This is a genomic window from Arcticibacter svalbardensis MN12-7 (genome assembly GCF_000403135.1).
Taxonomy (GTDB): Bacteria; Bacteroidota; Bacteroidia; order Sphingobacteriales; family Sphingobacteriaceae; genus Arcticibacter; species Arcticibacter svalbardensis.
Genome location: NZ_AQPN01000063.1, coordinates 153,551 through 169,694, shown reverse-complemented (window position 1 = coordinate 169,694; position 16,144 = coordinate 153,551). Strand labels below are relative to the sequence as shown.

At 37.2% G+C, this 16,144-nt stretch carries 9 protein-coding genes; 7 read left to right on the top strand and 2 right to left on the bottom strand.

Going from position 1 to position 16,144, the window contains the following annotated elements; all coding sequences use genetic code 11:
* Positions 1-437: 437 nt before the first annotated feature.
* Positions 438-587: a TonB-dependent receptor plug domain-containing protein gene (locus tag ADIARSV_RS08065; RefSeq protein ID WP_016194967.1), complete on the bottom strand. Its 150-nt coding sequence runs from the start codon at positions 585-587 to the stop codon at positions 438-440.
* A gap of 65 nt (positions 588-652) precedes the next feature.
* Positions 653-868, bottom strand: coding sequence for a hypothetical protein (locus ADIARSV_RS08060; RefSeq protein WP_016194966.1), 216 nt, complete (start codon positions 866-868; stop codon positions 653-655).
* Positions 869-1,845: 977 nt separating this feature from the next.
* Between ADIARSV_RS08060 and ADIARSV_RS08050 the strand changes: the two genes are divergently transcribed.
* The 7 genes from ADIARSV_RS08050 to ADIARSV_RS08020 all read left to right on the top strand — a co-directional run bounded on the left by ADIARSV_RS08050 (position 1,846) and on the right by ADIARSV_RS08020 (position 16,144).
* Entirely contained in the window at positions 1,846-5,943 is a 4,098-nt protein-coding gene (locus ADIARSV_RS08050; RefSeq protein WP_052016977.1) for a hybrid sensor histidine kinase/response regulator transcription factor, read from the top strand.
* 174 nt (positions 5,944-6,117) lie between these two features.
* The gene (locus ADIARSV_RS08045; protein WP_016194963.1) at positions 6,118-9,099 is read left to right on the top strand and encodes a SusC/RagA family TonB-linked outer membrane protein; all 2,982 of its coding nucleotides are present in this window, start codon (positions 6,118-6,120) and stop codon (positions 9,097-9,099) included.
* Positions 9,100-9,109: 10 nt separating this feature from the next.
* Positions 9,110-10,732, top strand: a complete 1,623-nt coding sequence (locus ADIARSV_RS08040) for a RagB/SusD family nutrient uptake outer membrane protein (protein ID WP_016194962.1) — start codon at positions 9,110-9,112, stop codon at positions 10,730-10,732.
* Positions 10,733-10,824: 92 nt separating this feature from the next.
* Entirely contained in the window at positions 10,825-12,660 is a 1,836-nt protein-coding gene (locus tag ADIARSV_RS08035) for a glycoside hydrolase family 2 protein (RefSeq protein ID WP_016194961.1), read from the top strand.
* Between the two features lie 34 nt (positions 12,661-12,694).
* Entirely contained in the window at positions 12,695-13,996 is a 1,302-nt protein-coding gene (locus ADIARSV_RS08030; protein ID WP_016194960.1) for a glycoside hydrolase family protein, read from the top strand.
* A gap of 438 nt (positions 13,997-14,434) precedes the next feature.
* On the top strand, positions 14,435-15,061 hold the full coding sequence (locus ADIARSV_RS08025; protein ID WP_235048384.1) for an RNA polymerase sigma-70 factor: 627 nt from the start codon (positions 14,435-14,437) through the stop codon (positions 15,059-15,061).
* Between the two features lie 54 nt (positions 15,062-15,115).
* Positions 15,116-16,144: a FecR family protein gene (locus ADIARSV_RS08020; RefSeq protein ID WP_016194958.1), complete on the top strand. Its 1,029-nt coding sequence runs from the start codon at positions 15,116-15,118 to the stop codon at positions 16,142-16,144.

Below are 16,144 nucleotides of genomic sequence, written 5' to 3'. Positions count from 1 at the left end.
CCCATCAAATCAAATGCGCCAACTAAAAATTACTAATCCCGGTTTTACCGGACAACAATAAAAATAAATATAACTCTTGCTTGGGACTGTAATGACACATGCGCAGATCTGATAGTTTGTCCCGAAAAACGAAGATTCTTTAAACCTTATTATAGGTGATACCTTCCAGATGTAATCCTCTGTTAAACAGTTCGCCTAAATTCAACATAGATCACAGTCTATTTAAAATAAAACCAGATATTGAACACTGCTTTTCAGTTCTATAAGCTTTATTGAAACAGTGGATATTAGAATTGAGCCATATCATGAATAATAGAGATGTTGATCATAACCTTAAAATAACCTTCTGAAATACTATTATGTTCTCAAAACTAAATGTAAAATTTTAGGCAATATCAACTATATTAATTTCATTTAAACCCCGGAGGAAGTAGCTATTATTTCTGTGAGAAATCAATTTTACTTGCGTAGGCCTTTTTGATCTCAATTAATAGTACCCCATTTGCGGCTTTAGAACCATAAAGGGCAGTTGCCTTTGCCTCTTTCAATACTTCTATTTTCTCTATCCAGTCAGGTGAGATTTCCATAAATCTAGACGCGTCAATGGTACAACTCTTCTTATCAGAATAAACCAGGTATAAAGGCTTTTTATTCAAGATACAGTTGATACTCCACCTAATAAAACTTTGCCCACCGCGATCAGCTTAACCACCATATTGCCATTTAAGGATGTCTCTACCTTGGCATAATTATCCAATTCAAAGATAAACGGGATAGCCTTATTCACTTCCGATATGCCCAGTTCAAATCTACCGGTGCTGTCTGTTATAGCCAGTACGTTCTCGAAGTTTTTTTGTCTAACCTTCACCCCATTCAAAGGTTTGTCAGTCTGGTTATCTACAGCCCTTCCGCTAATGGTATCTCTTGGTATGGGTGGTTTAGCGGCTGATGTTATTGATGACGGCAGTAAAGCTGATGTTTGATCGCTTGGTACAACACTGGCCTCAGCGTTTGTGCATGTGTTGGGCTTGCCTCAATTGCGCCCATGGCGAGGGGCATCAACCAATGCCAACTCACTTTTGAGGAAGGCAGCACCAGTTTGCGATTAAGCTGACTGGAAAACAGGCGCCCACAGACATTATCTTCTTTGTTTTTGAAAAAGTGGATAATTTCGGTATCAGATTTGGAAGTGAGATCTATGATGCTTTTTTTACAATGATTACAGTAACACCCAGCGCCGGCTTGCGGCATATCATCCCTGTACTCAGAACAGAGGTGGTCAATATTAATTGTAAATCTTTCACAATTGACCTTTTAACAATGGTTCACTAATTTACATTATTTTACAATAAGTTTTATTGATAAAAAAGGGGTGTAATGATAATATGTGAGTCATTTAAATTATTGCACCACAAAGGTAACTTTGTGTTATAACTTTTCCTTTCTCTTTTTTGCGTTTAGGACGCTATAGGTCTTTTACCTATAAAGAGTAACCAAATTACAATCTTAAATGCTATTTTTGGGAAAATTGCATATAAATTAAACTTCCAACTGTATTGTCAGAGCTCTTCATTCTCAAAGTGCTTGATGACTACTCCTGATTTCCCCTTAGAACTTGAAGTGGTTTGAACGAATACTGATCTTAAAAAGCGGTTGTAAATGTAAAATGGGTCAAATTTAAATGAATAATCAAGGTGTTTTTAAGAGAGTAAATTGAACTTGAACCTGTCGCATATTTACATTAATGTTACTATCTTTAGTCATTCCACAGCCTTTAATTATAATTATTTAATTCCCCCTATGAATTTGAGAAGGTATTTTTGTCTCTTCATTTTTGTTTTTGTAATGAAGACAAGTAGTGCACAAACGCTCAACTTTAAACATATCTCTTATAAGGAAGGACTTGTTCAAAGTCCTATATCTAATTTCTTGCAGGACAATCAAGGATTTATCTGGTTTGGAAATTTGAAAGGGTTAACCCGTTATGATGGGTATGAATTCAAGACTTTTATTTATGACGAGGAGGATAAAAGCAGCATCAGTAACAACAGAGTGAATGTCATTTTGCAGGACCATAATAAAAATTTGTGGGTGGGTACTGCAAATGGGTTGAACTTGTATAATAAAAATTCGGAGAGTTTTACACCGATAGATGTTTTGGAGATTAAGGGAGGTAGAAATTACATCTCATCTTTAGCAGAGGATTCAAATGGAGATTTATGGGTGGGCACTTTCGCAGGAATTAGAAAGTTGAATCGAAGAACTCAAAAGTTAGAACCAGTTATTAAACCATCGCAGTCAGAAACACTAAGCTCTAAAGCCGTTTTCTCTCTTTTTGTGGATCAGGATAATTTCATGTGGGTAGGTACAAAATCTGGATTGCAAAAATTCGATCCTAAAACAGGGAAAGTGATTTCATTACCATCATCATTTGATGTTGTTAAAGATTTAAAGGTTTTGGTAACGCGACAAGATAAAATCGGTAATCTTTGGTTTGGAACTGAAGTGTCGGGGGTATTTAATTATCAGCGAAGTACCAATACCCTTAAAAGGTATGTAGTGAAGGATGGTGATGCCAACTGTATATCATCTAATTGGGTGAAAGATATTCTATTATATAATGCTCATACCATTTGGTTCGCCACAAGAAATGGCATCAGCACCTTAAACACAAAAAACCAACAGTTCACTAATTATAAACATGACCCTTTAAATTCTAATAGTTTGAATGATAATTCCATTTGGAGTTTCATGAAAGATAAAGCTTCATGTGTCTGGGTTGGTACTTTTGCCGGCGGGATCAATTTCTATTACAAAGGGAATGCTAATTTTCAAAACGTAGGGGAGCGTGTTGGTGATCGCATAGGTTTAAATCATGTACTGGTGAACGCAGTTAGTGAGGATAAGGATGGCAGTTGGTGGATAGGGACTTTCGGAGGTGGACTCAATCACATTATAAGAGACCGAAAAAGTGAATATTACTCAGTTAAGTCAGATTTGGAAGGTAGACCAAGCAACGGTATTAAATCTTTAGCTGATGACGGTAAAGGGAATTTATGGATCGGGTCGTTGGATGGATTAAGTTTATTTAATAAGCGGAATAAATCTTTCAAATATTTCAAATTTCCAATAAGAGACGGTAAGTTAAGTGAAGATTTGATCAACACGGTATTGCCAGATGGTAGGGGTGCGTGGGTTGGAACCAATGGTGGCGGACTAAGATATGTTTTGCCAGATGGTTCTTCCCCGATTTTTTTAAGAAAGCAGGGGCATCGAACTGGAAAATCTAAAAATACGTTTACGCTAAGCGACAATTTTATCACTGCTCTGATAAAGGATGAGCAAGGAAACTTATGGATTGGAACACAAAATGGTTTAAACTATTTCAATCCGAAGGTAAAAGGTATCACTAAGCTTTATAGAAAGGTACGGAATACCAAGTTCCAGATAAACAGTAATAATGTAACGACACTTTTTATCGATTCTAAAAGAAGATTATGGATAGGAACTGAAGGAGGAGGGCTTAATTACTTTGATAAAAGCACCGGTCATTTTTTTGCCATCAGTAAAAACTTAGGCTTAGGTGACGATATGATTCACACCATTGTGGAAGACGATTCGCAAAATCTATGGTTAAGCACCGATTTAGGCTTATATAAGTTGAAATTCAAATCTTTTCATCTGCCGTTTAAAAAGGAAGATCTCGAAATCACTTCCTATACTGCAAATGATGGTTTAATCAGTAATCAGTTCTCAAGTAATGCAGGGATTAGATTACATACCGGCGAGATTTTATTTGGCGGTCTTAACGGATTATCTCTATTCTATCCCGAAAATATCATAAAAAACACTTCAGCTCCAAAAGTGGCACTCACCAGAATCTTATTGAATAATAGAGTCGTTGCGATAGGAGAAGATGCTCCGTTAACAAAATCAATTTTAGAAGCGCAACAAATCATTGTTCCACATGATCAATCTAACTTAAGTTTAACTTTTTCCGCTTTAAACTTCATCAATCCAGAGAACAACCAATACGCTTATAAGCTGGAAGGTTTGCCGAATGATAAAGAATGGCAGCAAACTGGAACGCAGAGAGTGGTCAATTTTGCTAATGTTTCTCCAGGATCTTATCTGTTTAAAGTGAAAGCAGCAAATAATGACAAAGTTTGGAGTGACGATATTCGAATATTAAAAATAATTGTTCTTCCTCCGTGGTGGTTAAGCTGGTGGGCATATTTAATATATATGGTACTAACCGCGTTCATTTCGTTGATCATCATACGCTTTTTTAGGAATAGAGTCCGGTTAAAGAGAGATTTATATCTGGAACATGTATATAATATCCGACGTGAGGAGTTGTACCAGCTGAAGCTGAATTTCTTCACTAACATTTCCCATGAAATCAGAACTCCTTTGACGCTTATTCTGGGTCCTCTGGATAAAGTGATGCGCAGTGGAGAAGCTAAAATATTCTCAAAACAACTTATTCTCATTAAAAATAATGCAGATAGGCTAATGAAATTGGTGTCTGAACTCCTTGATTTTAGAAAAGCAGAAGAGGGTCATTTAAAAATTCATTGTTCAGAACAGGATATCATTGTTTTTTGTAGCGATATTTTTGAATCCTTTAATGAGCTTGCTGAAGACCAGAAAATTAGTTATCAGTTTATAACTTCCTCAAAGCAACTTTTTATCTATTTTGATGAGGACCAGTTGGAGAAAGTTATTTACAATCTACTTACCAATGCATTCAAATTTACATCAGAAAAAGGAAGTATCAGTTTGATTATTGAAGAAGATCAGGAAGGAGTGAGCATTAAAATAGTTGATGACGGAAAAGGAATTCCACAGGTTTTGCAACCCAAATTATTCGAGAGCTTTTTTCAGGTGGACGACAGAGGAAGACATAATATTGGAAGTGGAATTGGTCTGGCTCTTTCAAAAAGCATAATGGAGTTGCATAAGGGCCGAATAGAAGTGAACACTGAAACAGGTCTTAAAAGTGTAACTGTTTTTACTATATTTCTTAAAAAGGGAAGCGACCATTTGGATGAATCCACGATAGTTAAGTACCATACTTTAGCTGAAGATGCGAGAGAGCAAACGGCTTCTCCAGATCCTGGTCTTGACACAAGTCATGTGGAAATCGTCCACTCGTCCGCAAGAAAATATACGGTTTTAGTTGCGGAAGATAATGATGAAGTGAGAGGTATGGTGGTGGATATTTTATCTACAGGGTATAGAATCTTGCAATTTTCATGTGCTGAAGATGCATTAGTTTATATGGAAAATGAAATTCCTGATTTAATCTTGAGTGACATCATGATGCCAGGAATGAACGGTTTAGATTTTTGTAAAGTGGTGAAGCTTAAAGAGTCCACCAGTCATATTCCTTTTGTTCTACTTACAGCTAAGGCCTCCATCAATAATCAAATAGATGGGCTTTCAATAGGAGCAGACGCTTACCTCTTTAAGCCATTTAGTCCTCAGGTACTAGAGCTGAATATTAAGAACTTACTGAGGGCCCAGGAAGTGACAAGAGAAAAATTTGGACAACGTTTTATTCTCCAACCAACGCTTTTAGATGTCACTTCACCAGAAGAGCTATTTGTAAGTAAATTAATGAGCATCATTCAAGATAAAATGGAGGATCCAGCCTTTGATGTAAATGAACTGGTAAATGAAATAGGGATGAGTAGGACAGTGCTCTATAAAAAAGTGCAATCAATTACTGGACTTCCGGTAGCTGATTTAATTAAACAGATCAGGTTGAAAAAGGCTGCAGAATTGTTTAAACATACCAGCTATTCTGTGTCAGAAGTTACTTATATGGTTGGCTTTAATGATCGTAAATATTTTAGTAAAGAATTTAAAAAACAGTTTGTAGTTCCGCCATCTGAATATATCCAGACCTTCAACGATAAGGTGAAGGACAATAATTGATTTTTGCGAAATATGCATTAAAACGTCATTGTTTTGTTCTTAAAAGACGTTTGACCCCTCAATTGAGTACAAGTGAACACCCCGCTTTCTTAGTTTCACATCCATATTTGTAAAGTTATCAGGCCAATTTGATAACAATTATAAATCAACCAATTTATTAGCAAATCAATTAAAATGAAAAAAATTTACAAAAGGAATGTTTGGCACTATGTCAGTTTAACCAACTGTTTAAAGCACTGCCTAATTATTACGCTCTTTTTATTTGTTGCGCATGCTCAGGCTCAGGGTGTAATTATTAAAGGAACAGTTAGAGATGAGCAGGGTGTGACATTGCCGGGAGCAAGTGTATTGTTAAGTGGTACGGATAAAGGTACAGTAACGAATACGAATGGAGTCTTCAGCATTAATGTACCCGGAGACGCTGCAATTTTAGTTTTCACCTATCTGGGTTTTGATGAACAGCGGATAAAAGTTGGGCTGGACAGAAATCTAAATGTTACCTTGAAATCATCAGCCAATGCTTTAAATGAAGTGGTGGTAGTCGGTTATGGTACCCAAAAGAAAAGTGACGTCACAGGCGCCATCACAAGTTTAGATACCAAGGATCTGGAAACAATGCCTCAAACGAATGTTCAACAGGCGCTTCAGGGAAAGATTGCTGGGTTAAGTGCACAAACCATTGGAGCAAGTGCTGAAGGAGGAAATTTGAATCTTCAAGTGCGTGGAGTTAACTCCATTGGCGCAAGCAATAATCCTTTAGTGGTTGTAGATGGAGTGATCTTCAGCAATAGTTTATCAGAAATCAATCCGGAGGATATCGCATCATTGCAGGTATTGAAAGATGCATCCTCCTCAGCAATCTATGGTGCCAGAGCGGCAAATGGCGTGATATTAATCACCACTAAAAAGGGTAAGACTGGAATAGCCAAAATCTCTTATAACGATTACTTCGGTACGGATAAGGCCGTTAATATTCCTGATATGATGTCGGGGGAACGTTTTTATCAGTTGAAAGCGCAGCGCTTTGGTGCCGGCTCTATTACCAATACCGAGCAGAACTCTATTGATAACGGAATTTCTACAAACTGGATTGATCTGGCATTGAGAGATGGCTTTAGGCAACAGCATAATTTGGGAGTTTCAGGTGGTTCAGACGATACGCACTATTATTTTTCAGGTACAATGAACAAGAATGCCGGGATTTCTAAAAATGATAATTTTGACAGGTATAGCCTTAGGTTGAATGTTGATTCTAAAATTGGGAAAATATTCACTATTGGAACTAATACACAGTTTGGACTTTACGACAGAGGGGGAACACCAGCAAACTTTACGCAGGCTTTTGTGATGAATCCATTAACGATTCCTTACAATGCGGATGGTTCCATCAACTTAACACCATGGCCGGATGATGCCTTTTGGTATAATCCGCTACAAGGCTTGAACGTGCTTAATAATGACCTTACCCGGTCAGTTTTCTCTAATAACTATATTAATGTAGATATTCCTTTTGTTAAAGGACTATCTTACAGGTTGAACACTGGTTACAATTATACAAATCAGGGAACGGAAACTTATTACGGACAAAATACCAGAACGGGTCTGCAAAACAAAGGACAAGCAGATATTTCTAATAACAATACTGTAGATTGGTTAGTTGAGAATTTATTGAATTACAACAGAACTTTTGGTAAACATAGTATAGGATTCACTGGCCTTTACAGCGTACAACAAAGAAAATATACGAGTCACGGTACAACAGGTGTTGGTTTTACTAGTGATATTCAAACATTTTATCAAAATGCTACGGCGTCCCTTATTACGGCTAAAGATGACTTCAGTCAAACCAATAATATCTCGCAGATGGGCAGATTAAACTATTCTTATGATGGGAAGTACTTATTGACTGCAACTGTAAGAAGAGACGGTTTCTCCGGTTTTGGGAGTAACAGGAAATTCGGGACTTTCCCATCCCTTGGTTTAGGATGGAACATAAGCAAGGAAGAGTTTTTAAATCAGTATAATTGGATTGATAATTTGAAACTGAGATTGTCCTTCGGAAAGAATGGAAACCAGGCTATTGATCCATATGCCACATTGCCGCAGCTATCTACTCAGAATTATTTGAATAATGATGGTAGTCCAGCAATTGGATATTACACTAATAAATTGGGAGATCCTTCTTTAGGATGGGAGACTACCGTTTCCTGGAACTTCGGGTTGGATTACAGTTTTATAAAAGGCAGAATTTATGGTAGTGTAGATTACTATAGTTCTAAAACATCTGATCTTTTATTGGCAAGAGCGATCTCCCCGGTTAATGGTGTAAAAAATATCACACAGAACATTGGAGAGACAAAGAATCATGGTTTAGATTTTCTCATATCCAGCATGAACGTGAGAAAGGGAGATTTTTCCTGGTCAACTGATTTAAACTTCTCTCTCTACCGCAACAAAATTGTGAATGTGGGATTAACCAATGAAAATGGCAATTATATTGATGATATAGGAAACAGGTGGTTCATTGGTCAGCCAATCAATGTGACTTATGCTTATGTATTTGATGGGATTTATCAGGCAAATGATGATATCGCCAATTCCGTTCAGCCAACAGCTAAACCTGGAGACGTGAAGGTGAAAGATGTGAACGGCGATGGTCAAATCACTGCAGATGATAAGGCAGTGATTGGCAATTCGGTGCCTGATTATTCTGCGGGTCTTACCAATACGTTTAATTATAAAAACTTCTCATTAAGTTTCTTTATACGTAATGTTCAGGGAATTACGAAGACAAACACGCTGTTGAATACTTATTTTGATGGTAGAAACGGAGCATTAGATCGCCAGTTCTGGACACCTGAGAACCCAATCAATACGTATCCGGAAAATCGTGATGACGCTAATCCTTTTGGTGTGGGGATTTTTGAAAAAAAACAATCTGATGCCAGTTTTATAAGATTGCAGGATGTTTCCCTCAGCTACACCCTTCCAACAAAACTCATCAGTAAATGGAAGGTTGATAGATTACAGATTTTTGTGAATGCTAAAAACCTGGCTACAAGGACAAACTGGGTAGGATTGGATCCTGAATTCAGCAACCAAACAGCACAACCACAAGTGAAGTCTTTCGTCATTGGATTACGTACTCAATTTTAAGATTAAGATCATGAAGAAATTATATATCATAGCTATTTTACTCACTTTTACTTACACTTCTTGTAAGGAAGATGTTTTTTTAACAGAGAAGCCACAGGATGCACTGTATGCAGATAATTTATTTGAAAGTTACGATGGTTTCCGGTTAGCTGTTAATGCTTTGCTGGACTGGCCAAGACAAGAACGTTCTGAGATGATACAATCTGCAGAACTCGGCATCATCTGGAAAATAGGTGTTGACAATGGATGGTCTAATGCCGAATTATCATGGACAAGAGGGCTAAATAAATATAATGTTGATTTAAACCCTGAAATGCAGTTTATAAACGGTGACACAGGTGGCCGAGATGGTATCTTTTTGATTCTTTATAAAGCTATAGCAGCAGCAAACACTGTCATCACCAGAGGGCAAAACCCAGATGTAGATTGGCAGGGAGGTTCTGTTCAGCAGAACGAAGTCAACAAAAACCTGATGGTTGCTCATGCTCATTTAATCAGGGCCTGGGCCTATCGCCACTTGGTTTACACCTTTGGGGCTGTCCCCATCACAACGGAGGAGATCACCGGTGTGAATTATCGTAACGACTGGGAGAGAAGCCCGGTACCAGATGTACAGGCTTTCATCGTAGAAGATTTAAAATTTGCAGAGGAATATTTACCCGATTACTCTGATAATGTTCTGGTTTTATCCAAAGTTATCGCTCAGCATTATTTAGCGGAGATGTATTTATGGATGAATGATCCGGCCAAGGCAGAGGAGGAAGCGTTGAAAGTAGTGAACAACCCGCGTTATAAATTAATTACCCAACGTTATGGAGTAAACGCTTCTAAACCAGGTGTGGCTTTTATGGATCAGTTTCTTAACGGAAATATTCTTCCAAGTGAAGGGGATACAGAGGCCTTATGGATTTTTCCAAACACCGATGTTTTGGAAGCTATTGGAGCAAGAGGTAATGCGATGCGTAGAACATGGGTGGTAAATTATAACTCTTATGCCCCTTACACACCAGAAAACGGAGGAAGAGGACTTGCAAGGGGTGGAATGACCGCCTGGGCATTCAGTATTTACGAACCTCAGGATGACAGGTTCAGTAAGTATGCCATTGCTAAATCTTACACGAATTCAGATGGTATTACGATAACAAACACGCAAACATCTGCTTCTCAGATGAATGTTAATAATAATAAATGGGCAAGCACCCGTAAATGGGATTGGACTTATGCAGATCCATCACTATGGAATGCCAGTTATTCTTATGCCGATCAAACCTATATTCGTTTAGCCGATACTTACCTGTTATTGGCGGAGGCTTATTTCAAACAAGGTAAATTGGCAGAGTCTGCTGGTATGATCAATCAAATTCGAACCAGATCTCATGCTACACCTATTGTAGCAGATGGTTCGACCATCACTATGGATTATATCCTGGATGAACGCTCAAGAGAGTTGGTAACTGAAGAGAACAGAAGAGAGACACTCATCAGAACTGGAAAATTATTAGAGCGAGCAAGAAATCCTTTATATAATAAATTTACTACCGCTATACAAGATTTTCAGGTGCTGTTACCAGTTCCTCAGAAAGTTATTGATGCAAATACAGGTAAAAAAATGGAACAGAATCCAGGCTATTAAATTATTCTTAAAAACCACCAGTCTCTGCAAACAGCTGGTGGTTTTATCGACTTATAGCTTAAGAGAAAATCATCATATATTAGAATCCAAACATGCGAAAATTTATCATTTATTTTGTCTTACTTATCACTTGTGGTTTCCAAAGTTATGCACAGGAAGTAATCCAAAACATCAGTTCAAGAAAGAACATTAGTCTTAACGGCAGATGGAATTATATTGTCGATCCTTATCAAAATGGTTATTTCGATTACCGTAGAATGGCCTTTGATGAATCTGAAACAGGAAATGGAGGATATTATGATGACAAGCAACCGAAAGACAAAACAGACTTAGTAGAGTATGATTTCGATCACTCCCCAAGTTTAAATGTACCTGGAGACTGGAACTCGCAGAAAGAGGATTTGAAATTATATGAAGGTGCTGTTTGGTATCGCCGGTTATTTAATGCCACTCCACAGAAAGGGAAAAAATACATCATTTATTTTGCTGCTGCCAACTATGAAGCTCATGTTTACTTAAACGGCAAAAAGTTGGGAATGCATAAAGGTGGATTTACGGCTTTTCAATTTGATGTCACTGAGCTGTTGAAATTGGGAGCCAATTCTTTGGTGGTCATGGTGGACAATACCCGTAAACAGGATGAAGTCCCAACCATCAATACGGATTGGTGGAATTACGGTGGAATAACCCGGGATGTTTATTTAGCTGAATTGCCAGACACCTATTTAGCTGATTATAAGATTCAATTAGCGAAAAATAATCTGAAAGAGATTTCTGGATTCATCCAGATAAAAGGGAATCAAAAAGAACAAAAAGTGACTATTAATATCCCCGAAGCAGGGATCAAATTCAACACCAATACCAATGATAAGGGTTATGCAGCAATAAATATTCCGGTTAAAAACTTAATCAACTGGTCTCCTGAAAACCCCAAGTTGTATCAGGTGAATATCAAAACAGAAACAGATGCCGTGGAAGATAAGATTGGCTTTCGAACCATCAGCACCAAAGGGAAGGATATTTTATTAAATGGTAAATCTGTTTTTCTTAGAGGAATAGCCATTCATGATGAAAATCCATTAATCCCTGGAAGACCACGTTCTGAAGCTGATTTAAGGATGTTGTTAACATGGGCCAAAGAACTGAATTGCAACTATGTGCGTTTGGCGCATTATCCGCACAACGAGAAAATGATGCGTTTAGCAGATGAAATGGGATTAATGGTTTGGGCTGAAGTACCTGTCTATTGGACCATTTCATGGGAAAATCCTGAAACGTATAAAAATGCAGCCAAGCAGTTAACTGATTTAATCGAACTTGATAAAAACAGGGCCAGCGTGATCATCTGGTCTGTTGGAAATGAAACTCCAGTCAGTGAACCAAGAAATAAATTCATGGGTAATCTTGTTGATAAAGCAAAATCTTTAGATGACACCCGTTTGGTAGCTGCAGCTTTAGAGTTGCATCGCGAGGGAAATATAGTTCATGTGGATGACGTTCTTGGTGAGAAGTTGGATATAGTAAGCTTTAATGAATATGCTGGCTGGTATTGGGGAGGAACTCCAAAAGAAATACCTCAATATAAATTTGAAATCAAATACCCTAAACCGGTGGTGATATCTGAATTAGGAGGAGCTGCTCTAGCGGGATTTCATGGCGATCAGGACACCAGGTGGACGGAAGAATATCAGGAGGCTCTTTATGAAAATCAGTTCAAGATGTTAGATCAAATTGATGGACTTAGAGGAATGACTCCATGGATTTTAGTGGACTTCAGATCACCTAGAAGACCGCATCCAATATATCAGAACTTTTGGAACCGTAAAGGTCTGATCTCTGATACAGGCGTAAAGAAGAAAGCTTTCTTTGCATTGAAGTCTTATTATGAAAAGGTAGAAAAGAAATACGCAAACAATTCAAATAAGTAGAATTAATGCGAACTATAATTAGAAATTAATTATCATGATACGTAGTTTAAATGTTTTTAAAGGAGTTGTTTTAAGCTATCTTTTATTCATACTCCCGACCATTGCTTTCTCACAACTTAAGATAAGTCCCTATCTATTAGGAGAGAATGCCTGGAGTCCCAAAGGGGTATTGCAAGTTCAAAATCTGATTAAAAATGTGAATTTTCAAACCGTAAGAATTGGAGGTAATGGATATGAAAATGCGGAATTCATTTATAAAGATGCGATAAAACTGATCGCGTTTGTGAGAGCTGTGGGTGCTGAACCTATATTGCAGATGCCCCGACAGTTCAAAGATGGAGACAAGGCTTACCATGCCATTGCTTATATAAATGGAAAAATGGATCAGCATATTAAGTTTTGGTGCATAGGAAATGAGCCAGACCATCATAATCAGTTAGCGAGTCCAGAGGAGGTGTATGATTATTTCTCCAAGATCAGCACTCAAATTAAAAGGTATGATTCCCATGCTAAGATCCTAGGATTTGATTTATCATCTTATCAGCCTAAATATCTCAATCGCTTATTGGGTGGCAATTTAGATTTGACCGGCAGAATTCCTCATCATGATTATTACTATTTGGATGTGCTTTCTTTTCATGGCTATCGGTTTGCAGATATTGCGATGTTTGAAGGCCAGGTAAAGGAATTGAAATCGGTTTTATCTGTTTTGAATAAAAAAAGAGATACTGGTAATCCACTGGGCTGGGCCATCACAGAATTTAATTCACATTGGAAACTGGATGCCTCCCTGGGGGCCAATTATTCTCCTTATAATTTTCATAACGGGCAAATTTTTGCTGAAATGTTTGATTTAGGAATGCGTGAAGGTGCCTTTACCATCTGCCCCTGGAGTATGTTGGAAGGTGGAGCTCACCGATCAGGAACAGATTTAAGTCTATTTGATGAACTGAACGGAAAGTATATGCCGCGGTCAAATTATTACCATACACAGTTATTGGCTCAGAATTTTAAAGAAAATTATCTTCAGCATAGCCCGAACGCAAAAGGTTTAACCATCATCCCCATGGGAGATGAAAATGGCCTGGCCATAATGGTGTTGAATAAGAATGAGACAGAAAGGCAAGCTTATGTATTTAAATTAAGAAGAGAGCAAAAGGAGGACAACAGCACCGTTTATATTAATGCAAATCTTGATCAGGTATACAAGGGAGAAATTCTTGCTGCCACCACTCAGATGATCTTATTTGATAGTAAAGGTCAAGCAACGAAAATTATCACCTATTCCGCTAAAGATGCATACGCGATGACTTCACCTGTGGAGAAGGATTTATAAATGCACGGATAGGTATAAAGCCCGCAATTATCTTTGTGATGATTGCGGGCTCATTTATGGCATGGCAAGGATATAATTAGTTGAGTAATCTCATAAATTCGTTTTGGCCAAATTCATGAATTCGTTTTAACCGTTACACATGCTGCTAATAATTGTAAAGAAGAGCGGCAGAATCATTATATAGTTCACAATTATCGGATAATCAGGATACATGTATATACCAATTGAAAATTCAATCGGAATATACAGATACAATGATAATTAGATTTTTTGTGGTTTATTAGACCCCTAGTACCCGGTAATGACTATAAAATTAATTTGTTTATTAGTAGGTATTCATTTAGTAATGCTAAATATCCTCTCCGAATAAGTATATCTTCTAACTTTAGTGTCATTAACAGTAACACTAAAATATTTGGTTCACAAAGCTGGTCATCTATGCCGGAAGAAAAAAGTAAGATTCTATTGCTGTTCATGGAAATCCAATATGGGAACAAGGTCGCGTTCGATGAACTTTTTGTCCTTTATTATGACAGGCTTTTATCCTTTGCAAGGCAATATACCAAACAACTGGAGGTCGCAGAGGAAATTACCTCTGAACTTTTTGTAAAAATATGGATTAAACGCAACGATCTTGAACATGTCAATAATCCAGAAGTCTATCTTTTTGTGTCGATTAAGAATGCATGTCTTAATTTGCTAAGGTCTGAAAGAAGACGTCCTACTTTATCTGCGGAAGTGATGGATAGTCAATTTTTAGAGCAACTTTCCAGTCCAATCAACGAATCTTTGGAAGAAAAAGAACTTTTAAAATTGCTCGACAAAGCTGTCAATGACTTACCGGAAAAGCGTAGGATAATTTTTAAGCTAATTAAGGAAGATGGCCTTAATAGTAAGGCAGTAGCTAAAATCTTAGGTATTTCAATAAGAACCGTTGAAAACCAACTTTACAAAGCAATAAAATCGCTTGCAGACTCGCTTGCCGATCATCTTGGTTACCATCCACAGAAGAAAGCAATTAGATTGAAAGAGTTTTCCAGATCAATAATCTTATTTTTTCTATAACCCGATAAGTAATATCCTCGAATCTATTGTCTTAGTAGTATCAGCCTTTATAAAATGGTAAAAACGAAATTTTTAAAATTAGTATCAAAAAAGTTTTCTAAAGGGATTTCTGAAAGTGATGCCGGCATTTTAAGAGACTTGGAGGCGAATAGTGAAGAGCTTCAAGTGCTTTCTGACCGACTAACTTTATACTTTAAGGAAGAGAATGAATATAGGCCACGATTAGATAAGTTAAGCGATACATGGGATAAAATATCAACAATTGAAAGTAATAATTTCCAAGGTAAATTCAATTATTCACCATCAATTAGGATAGCGCACTTTTACTCGAATCTTATAAAGGTCGCCGCTGTTCTCCTATTATTCACCTGTACAGGTAGCCTAGCTTATTTCCTTTTGAAACGTGAGAAAGTGATAGACTCTATTGTAATTAATGCAACAAAGCAAAAGATCTATAGAAGGCTCGATGATGGTACAAGGGTCTGGTTAAACAAAGAATCATCTATTAAATATAATAAGGATTTTGGAGTTGAACAGCGGGAGATATTTCTTGATGGAGAGGCTTATTTTGATGTGACAAAAAATAGTGCCGTGCCCTTGTTTGTTCATGTCCGTGGCATTGATATAGAGGTAAAGGGAACTGCTTTCAATATCAATGCATATAATAAGAATAATGAAATTCAGGTTGCATTAATTAGGGGGGCTATACAGATAACGGACAGGCTGGACAAAAAGCGAATGGTTTTATTAAAGCCTAATCAAAAATTGATTTATGCTAATTCTGGAACAGGTGCAACAAATGGTGAATTTTTAATAGTTCCTGTATCACCGAATTTGTTAAAGAAAGAAACTAAGTGGATTTTAGACACATTAACGTTCAGAAAAGAAAAACTCAAGGATCTCGCTTTGCGGATGGAAAAGAAATACAACATCAAAATTAAGATTCAGACCGAGCAAGTTAGAGAGAAACGATTCAGTGGTACATTTACTAATGAGACGATTCAACAGGCTCTGGAAGCTCTTAAGCTTTCGTATCCGTTAACTTATACGATCAATAATAATATTGTTGTGATTAAGAATTGA

What these genes read in the sequence shown, in the direction of transcription:
- ADIARSV_RS08025 (WP_235048384.1), top strand. Translation starts at nt 14,435, where the DNA reads ATGCCGGAAGAAAAAAGTAAGATTCTATTGCTGTTCATGGAAATCCAA.
- ADIARSV_RS08065 (WP_016194967.1), bottom strand. Translation starts at nt 587, where the DNA reads ATGGAAATCTCACCTGACTGGATAGAGAAAATAGAAGTATTGAAAGAG.
- ADIARSV_RS08020 (WP_016194958.1), top strand. Translation starts at nt 15,116, where the DNA reads ATGGTAAAAACGAAATTTTTAAAATTAGTATCAAAAAAGTTTTCTAAA.
- ADIARSV_RS08040 (WP_016194962.1), top strand. Translation starts at nt 9,110, where the DNA reads ATGAAGAAATTATATATCATAGCTATTTTACTCACTTTTACTTACACT.
- ADIARSV_RS08035 (WP_016194961.1), top strand. Translation starts at nt 10,825, where the DNA reads ATGCGAAAATTTATCATTTATTTTGTCTTACTTATCACTTGTGGTTTC.
- ADIARSV_RS08030 (WP_016194960.1), top strand. Translation starts at nt 12,695, where the DNA reads ATGATACGTAGTTTAAATGTTTTTAAAGGAGTTGTTTTAAGCTATCTT.
- ADIARSV_RS08050 (WP_052016977.1), top strand. Translation starts at nt 1,846, where the DNA reads ATGAAGACAAGTAGTGCACAAACGCTCAACTTTAAACATATCTCTTAT.
- ADIARSV_RS08045 (WP_016194963.1), top strand. Translation starts at nt 6,118, where the DNA reads ATGAAAAAAATTTACAAAAGGAATGTTTGGCACTATGTCAGTTTAACC.